General features: G+C 70.8%; 6 protein-coding genes and 1 pseudogene. 3 read left to right on the forward strand and 4 right to left on the reverse strand.

Annotation, left to right across the window (positions count from 1 at the left end):
* Positions 1–199, reverse strand: a pseudogene (locus G6017_RS05955) (molybdopterin-dependent oxidoreductase); the annotation flags it as partial.
* Between the two features lie 132 nt (positions 200–331).
* Between G6017_RS05955 and G6017_RS05960 the strand changes: the two are divergent.
* The 3 genes from G6017_RS05960 to G6017_RS05970 all read left to right on the forward strand — a co-directional run bounded on the left by G6017_RS05960 (position 332) and on the right by G6017_RS05970 (position 2,067).
* Positions 332–1,000 (forward strand): fasciclin domain-containing protein, encoded by a 669-nt coding sequence (locus G6017_RS05960; RefSeq protein WP_375544338.1) that lies wholly within the window; start codon positions 332–334, stop codon positions 998–1,000.
* Between the two features lie 214 nt (positions 1,001–1,214).
* Positions 1,215–1,601 carry an ArsR/SmtB family transcription factor gene (locus tag G6017_RS05965; protein ID WP_182610734.1) on the forward strand — a complete coding sequence of 129 codons (387 nt, stop codon included), beginning with the start codon at positions 1,215–1,217 and terminating at the stop codon, positions 1,599–1,601.
* Between the two features lie 7 nt (positions 1,602–1,608).
* A complete protein-coding gene (locus G6017_RS05970) occupies positions 1,609–2,067 on the forward strand; it encodes an SRPBCC family protein (RefSeq protein ID WP_182616416.1) in 459 nt (152 codons plus the stop codon).
* Between the two features lie 30 nt (positions 2,068–2,097).
* On the opposite strand, the gene G6017_RS05975 is transcribed toward G6017_RS05970, so the two are convergent.
* The 3 genes from G6017_RS05975 to G6017_RS05985 all read right to left on the reverse strand — a co-directional run.
* Positions 2,098–3,924 (reverse strand): acyl-CoA dehydrogenase, encoded by a 1,827-nt coding sequence (locus tag G6017_RS05975; protein WP_182616418.1) that lies wholly within the window; start codon positions 3,922–3,924, stop codon positions 2,098–2,100.
* Between the two features lie 81 nt (positions 3,925–4,005).
* Complete coding sequence (locus G6017_RS05980) at positions 4,006–4,890, reverse strand: SDR family NAD(P)-dependent oxidoreductase (RefSeq protein WP_182616420.1); 885 nt, start codon at positions 4,888–4,890, stop codon at positions 4,006–4,008.
* Positions 4,891–4,907: 17 nt separating this feature from the next.
* On the reverse strand, positions 4,908–6,444 hold a 1,537-nt coding region (locus G6017_RS05985; RefSeq protein WP_182616422.1), incomplete at its 5' end, for a penicillin-binding transpeptidase domain-containing protein.

Consider the following 6,444-nt stretch of genomic DNA (forward strand, 5'->3'; position numbering starts at 1 on the left):
TCCCGAGCGCGTCGATGGTCGCCTCGCGGACGGCCGCGGGTGCGCGGTCGACCACGGAGTCGGCCACCGCCAGGAAGGGTGACGACCCGGGGGCGACCAGTCCCGCGATCGCGTGACCGACCGCGAGGGCGATACCGGTCGAGAGGATCCCCGCGGAGATCTGGGCCGTCACGCGGGGTCTGGGCTGGGTGGTGTCCACATCAGGAGTTCGGAGCTCAGGCCTCGCCGGACGGTTCGGGAGATTTTTTCGGGCGCCACCCATCCGGTTCGACAGCAGTGCCGAAGAACCCTGTGACCCAGCACGCAAGGCTCTGTTGAAAGGACCAACACCATGAGCATGACGATCTCCCGCCGTATGGCATCGATCGCGGCGGCGGCTGCCGTGAGCGGCCTCGTTCTGGCCGGCTGCGCGGACGACGAAGGCGGCATGGAGGCCGAGGGCACCACGTCCGCCCCCATGACCTCCGAAATGACCACCGAAGAGACCTCTCCCATGGCGGAGCCGGCCGGCATGCTGGTCGGTCCCGGGTGTGCGGACTACGCCGAGGCCAACCCGGACGGGCCGGGCTCGGTCGACGGTATGGCCATGGAGCCGGTCGCCACCGCCGCCTCCAACAACCCGCTGCTCACCACCCTCACGGCCGCCGTGTCGGGCGGGGTGAACCCGGAGGTCGACCTGGTCGACACGCTCAACAACGGTGAGTACACCGTGTTCGCGCCGGTCGACGACGCGTTCGCGCAGGTCGACGACGCCACGATGGAGGCGCTGCAGACCGATCCCGAGCTGCTCACCAGCATCCTGACCTACCACGTTGTCGAGGGACAGATCACCCCTGACGAGATCGAGGGCATGCAGACCACGCTGAACGGCGCGGACGTCGAGGTCATGGGCTCCGGTGACGAGCTCACCGTCAACGGTGCCAACGTGATCTGTGGTGGCGTCCAGACCGCCAACGCCACGGTCTACCTCATCGATGAGGTCATGGTTCCCGAGGAGTGATCCCACTGGACCCCGGGAGGCCCTGACCTCCTGAGTGTTCCGGCAGCACCGAGGCCCGGGTCGACGCGAGAGCGTCGGCCCGGGCCTCGTCGGGTCCCGCGGCCGGACCACCGGCACCCGCGCCGCGAGAGGGTTCCGGCCGGCGGTGATCGTGGCGGAAGGGGTTGACATCGGGGCCCCACGGTGGATACTTAAGCTATCGCCTAATTAAGGAATGAGTGAATTGAAGCAGGCCGGTGATCCGCTGTCCCGGGTGTTCCAGGCGCTCGCCGATCCCACGCGTCGTGGGATCCTCGAGCGGCTCAGCGCCGGGCCGGCCACTGTGGGCGAGTTGTCGGAACCGTTCGACATCAGTGCACCCGCCATCTCGCAACACCTCCGGGTGTTGGAGACCTCCGGTCTCATCGAGCGAAGCACGCGCGCCCAGTGGCGGGTGTGCACGCTCCGGCCGGAACCGCTGGACGCCGCCACTGCCTGGGTTGAGCGCAACCGCGCGCTGTGGCAGCAGAAGTTCGACCGACTCGACGACGTGCTCACCGACATCCGGCCCGGGCATGCCGACCCCACGGATCGAGGTCGCACGCCTCGATCGAAGGAGTGACGACATCATGTCCGTCCCGGAATTCACCATCACCCGCACATTCGACGCCCCGCGCGAGACCCTCTGGCGCGCGTGGACGGATCCGACACTGGCCGCTCGCTGGTGGCACCCGCACGAGGTCACGACCCCTGCCGAGAGCGTCTCGATCGATCTCCGCGTGGGTGGCAGCTACGCCTACCTCATGATCGACCCGGACGGCGGCGAGTGGCCGGCCACGGGCGAATACCTGGAGGTCCGCGAGCCCGACCGGCTCCGGTTCACCTGGGTCAGCCCGGACGACGAGCGCGGGGACGAGGTCCCCGTCATCACCGTCGACCTCGCCGAGGCGGGCGAGGGGCGCACCCTGATGACCTTCCACATGGCCCGGCACCCCGACGACCGCGGTTCCGAACACGGCGTCTACGACGGCTGGACCGAGGCGTTCGAGGAGTTGGACGGCGTGCTCGCATCGTCCACAGCCCGCTGAGGACCGCCTGCTCGGCGGGGGCACCGCTGGTCAGAACCAGTCGTCGCGCATGTCCAGGGTGGTGCGGTCGCCCGCGGCCAGCAGGTCGAACTTCGCGTCAACGACGGGCAGCTCGCGCCGCAGGAAGTACGCCGCGGCCTGCCGCTTCCCGGCGGCGAACCCGTCGGCGTCGTCGTCGATCCGACCTCCCAGGGCGAGGACCTGCTCGAGCCAGATCCAGGCGATCACGATGTGACCGGCGGCCTCGAGGTACTCGGTGGCGTCGGCCAGGAACGCCTCCGGGTCGGTCGCCCCGAGCCCGGCGAGTGCGGTGGTCACCTCGATCAGTCGCGTCACCCGCGGTCGGAGCAGCGCGGCGAACTCCTCGGCCGGGCCGCCTGCCGCATCCGCCCGGTCGCAGGTGGCGGCGATCCGCTCGCTCAGTGCGGCCAGTCCGGCACCACCCCCGGCGAGGACCTTGCGCCCGAGCAGATCCTGGGCCTGGATCCCGTGCGTGCCCTCGTGGATCGGGTTGAGGCGGTTGTCGCGGTAGTGCTGCTCGACGTCGTAGTCGATCGTGTACCCGGCCCCGCCCAGTACCTGTACCGCGAGTTCGTTGGCCTTGAGGCACCACTGCGACGGCCACGACTTGGCGATCGGGGTGAGGACGTCCAGGAGGGTGGAGGCGGCTGCGGCCTCCTCCGGGGATCCGGTCTTCTCGTCGTCGACGAGCCTCGCGCAGAACAGCCCCAGCGCCAGGGCACCCTCCACGTAGGACTTCTGGGCCAGCAACATCCGCCGCACGTCGGCGTGCCCGGTCAGCATGACCTGCGGCGAGGAGGGATCGGCACCGACGGTCCGCCCCTGAGGGCGGTTGCGCGCGTAATCGAGCGACTTGAGGTACCCGGTGTACCCGAGGGCCGTGGCGCCCAGACCCACGCCGAGCCGGGCCTCGTTCATCATGGTGAACATCTTCTTGAGGCCGGTGTTCTCCTCGCCCACGAGGTATCCGACCGCGCCCGGCCGGCCGCCGGGGGTGTGCATGCCCTGGCCGAGGGTGGGCATGGTGTTGACCGTGCCGCGGAAGCCCATCTTGTGGTTGAGGCCGGTGATCACGATGTCGTTGCGCTCCCCGATCGAACCGTCCTCGTCGACCAGGAACTTCGGCACCACGAACAGGCTGATGCCGCGGGTACCGGCCGGCGAACCGGGCACCTTGGCCAGTACGAGGTGCACGATGTTCTCGGACATCGTGTGCTCGCCGCCGGAGATCCACATCTTCTGCCCGAACAGCCGGTAGGTCCCGTCGTCCTGCGGCTCGGCGCGGGTGGTGATGTCGGCGAGGTTGGAGCCGGCCTGCGGCTCGGACAGGCACATGGTGCCGGTGAACCGGCCCTCGACCATCGGCTTGACGTAGCGCTCGATCTGCTCGTCCGAGCCGTGCTCGATCAACAGGTTGGCGTTGCCGGTGGTGAGCAGCGGGTACGCCGCGGTGGCGACGTTGGCCGCGTAGAACCACGCCATGCACGCCAGGTAGGCGGTGTAGGGCAGTTGCATCCCGCCCACCCGCTCGTCCATCGCGGCGCCCACCAGGTCGGCGTCGGCGAAGCGGCGCAGCGCCTCGGCGATCTCCGGGATGAGCTCGACCTCCTCGCCCACGAGCCTGGGCTCGTTGAGGTCCGCCTTGCGGTTGTGCGGGGCGAAGTACTTCTCGGCGAGCTCGGCCGACAGGTCCACCACGGCGTCGATGGTCTCGCGGGAGTGGTCCGCGTACCGCTCACGCCCACACAGCTCGGACACCCGCAGCCAGTCGTGGAGCAGGAAGTCGAGATCGGCGCGGGACATCACGGTGGAGGGGAGGGGGAGCGAGGGAGTCATGCACCGCAGGGTACTTGCCCCGGGCGCGGTGCCGACTCGGGCCGTGCCCGGCGGAACCGGGACGGGCGGCCCGCGGGACCGTCAGCTCCCGCCGGTGGCGCGGGCGAACTTCTGCCCCATCCCGAGCATGGTCTTGGCGTACGCGGCGGGCATGAACCGCTTGCCGCGGTAGGCCTTGCGGGCGTCCGGGTCGGGCAGGATCAGGAACTCCTTGGCGTCCAGACCGGTCATCACCTCGGCGGCGATCTCGTCCGCGCCGCGCTCGGAGCGGTCGATGAGCTTGCTCGCGAATCCGCTCGCGGCGGGGTCCGAGGAGTTGAGGCTCGAGGCCAGGTTGGTGCGGAAGAACGACGGGCACAGCACGGACACGTCGATCCCGAACGGCTCCAGCTCCCACCGCAGGGTCTCGGAGATCGCCACCACGGCCGCCTTGACCGCCGTGTAGGAGGCCATGGTCGGCGGGTGTACGAGCCCGGCGAGAGACGCCGTGTTGACCAGGTGCCCGTGGCCCTGCGCCTTGAGCATCGGCACGAAGGTGCGGCAGCCCCGCGCCACACCCAGCAGGTTGATGTCCGTGATGAGCCGCCAGTCCTCCTCGGTGAGGTACTCGATGCGGCCGCCCTGGGCGATGCCCGCGTTGTTGACCAGCACGTCGATGCCGCCCCAGATCTGCTCGATCTCCGCGCGCGCCGCCTGCCATTCCTCCTCGGAACGCACGTCCAGACGCAGATAGCGCGCATCCCCGGGGACCGAGGCGGGCCGGTCGTCGGTGGCCGCGAGGTCCGCGACCATCACGCGGTCGCCGCGCTCGAGGAACGCCGTGACCAACGCCAGACCGAGACCCGACGCCCCGCCGGTGACCAGCACCCGGCGGTTGGTGTCCGCGGGGGAGGGGGAGGAGACGAACGGCAACCGGGCGAGGCCGGGGACGGGGAGGTCGGACAGCGGGAGGCGGGGGAGACGCATGACGCGAAACTACCGTCTCACCCGCGCGCGAGGGGTGCGGGCTGTCCTGCGGCGCCGAGGAACCCGGCGGCCATCGACACCGCGGGCCCCGAGGAGTCGGCTCCCTCGATGAGCACCGCGAGGGCGATGTCCCCGGTGGAACCGACGAACCAGCCGTGGGCGGGACCGGTGCCGACCTCGGCCGTGCCGGTCTTGCCCCCGAGTCCGGGGATCGAATTGGCGGCCGTCGCGGTGCCCGATCGGACGGTCTGCTCCATGTACCGGCGCAGGGTGTCGACGACTCCGGGGTCGAGCGGTTCCGGTGCGTCGTTGGCGTCGCCGGTCATCCCGTCGACGACGTGCGGCAGGATCATCCGCCCGCCGTTCGCCAGCGAGGCCGTCATGACCGCCATCCCGAACGGGCTGGCCAACACCTCGCCCTGCCCGATCGCCGCTTCCACGCGGGCCGGGCCCTGCTCGGTGACGGGCACGGACCCGGTGAAGGTGTCCGCTCCGAGGCCGGGGGCGAAGAACCCGACGCCCAGGCCGAGCTTCGCGGCCGTGTCCTTCATGGCCTCCGGCGTCAGCCGGTCGCTGATGACGGCCTGGCTGGTGTTGCACGACCGGGCGAAGGCGGTCTCCAGCGGCACCGGGCCGAGCTCGAAGTCGTCGTCGTTGGGGATCGTGCGCCCCGACACGGTGACCGAGGCCGGGCAGGGCACGACCTCGTCCGGGCCCACGACGCCGGCCTCGATCGCCGCGGCCGTGGTGACGATCTTGAACGTCGACCCCGGCGGGAAGCGGCCCTGCATGGACACCGGCCCCTGCCGGTCGGCGACGGAGTTCTGCGCCACGGCCAGGATTCCGCCCGTCGAGGGCTGGATCGCCACGATCGAGGCGCCCAGAGCGGAGGAGTCCACCGCCTGCTGGGCGGCCCGCTGCATCGAGATCTGCAGCGTGGAGACGAGGTCGTCGACCTGGCCCACCGGGGCGCTGCCGAGCTCGATCGGTTCCGCGTCGGGATTGACGATCTCCGCGGTCCAGCCGCCCTCCTCCTGCAGCGCCTCGGTCCAGGCGTCGGGCAACCCGGTGAGAGCGGGGGAGTCGAGGTCCCGGTCGGTGCGGATGAGTTGGCCCTGCTCGGGCAGGCTCACCCCCGGGACGGCGGCGAGCTGCTCGCGGATCGGGTCGATGTCGGACGGGCGGAGCGCGACGATCTGGTACGGCTGGTCCCCCGCCTCCGTCATGCCCTCGCGGATCGTCTGCCCGGTGATCGTCGGCACCACGGGGTTCACCAGCGCCGCGACAGCGTCGGCCGACTCCACCGCCCCCGGCGCCAGGGTCACCGCGGTCACCGGAGTCCACTGCAGCAGCGGTTCGCCCGTGCGGTCGAGGACCGAGGTGTCGTAGTCCAGGATCTCGGAGAAGGCCAGGGCGCCCCCCGGCTCGAGGCGGGTGTCGAGGATCGTCGGCGCCCACTCGACCTTCCAGTCCTCGCCGACCCTGGTGGTCCGCGCCTCGCCGGTGGTCGTGACGATGCGGGCGGCGCCTTCCGTGCCGGGGGTCCCGCCGGCC

The organism is Dietzia sp. B44 (assembly GCF_014145245.1).
GTDB lineage: Bacteria > Actinomycetota > Actinomycetes > Mycobacteriales > Mycobacteriaceae > Dietzia > Dietzia natronolimnaea.

Excerpts from the sequence above, each read along its gene's own strand:
- G6017_RS05965 (WP_182610734.1), top strand. The coding sequence starts at position 1,215 with ATGAGTGAATTGAAGCAGGCCGGTGATCCGCTGTCCCGGGTGTTCCAG.
- G6017_RS05970 (WP_182616416.1), top strand. The coding sequence starts at position 1,609 with ATGTCCGTCCCGGAATTCACCATCACCCGCACATTCGACGCCCCGCGC.
- G6017_RS05975 (WP_182616418.1), bottom strand. The coding sequence starts at position 3,924 with ATGACTCCCTCGCTCCCCCTCCCCTCCACCGTGATGTCCCGCGCCGAT.
- G6017_RS05960 (WP_375544338.1), top strand. The coding sequence starts at position 332 with ATGAGCATGACGATCTCCCGCCGTATGGCATCGATCGCGGCGGCGGCT.
- G6017_RS05980 (WP_182616420.1), bottom strand. The coding sequence starts at position 4,890 with ATGCGTCTCCCCCGCCTCCCGCTGTCCGACCTCCCCGTCCCCGGCCTC.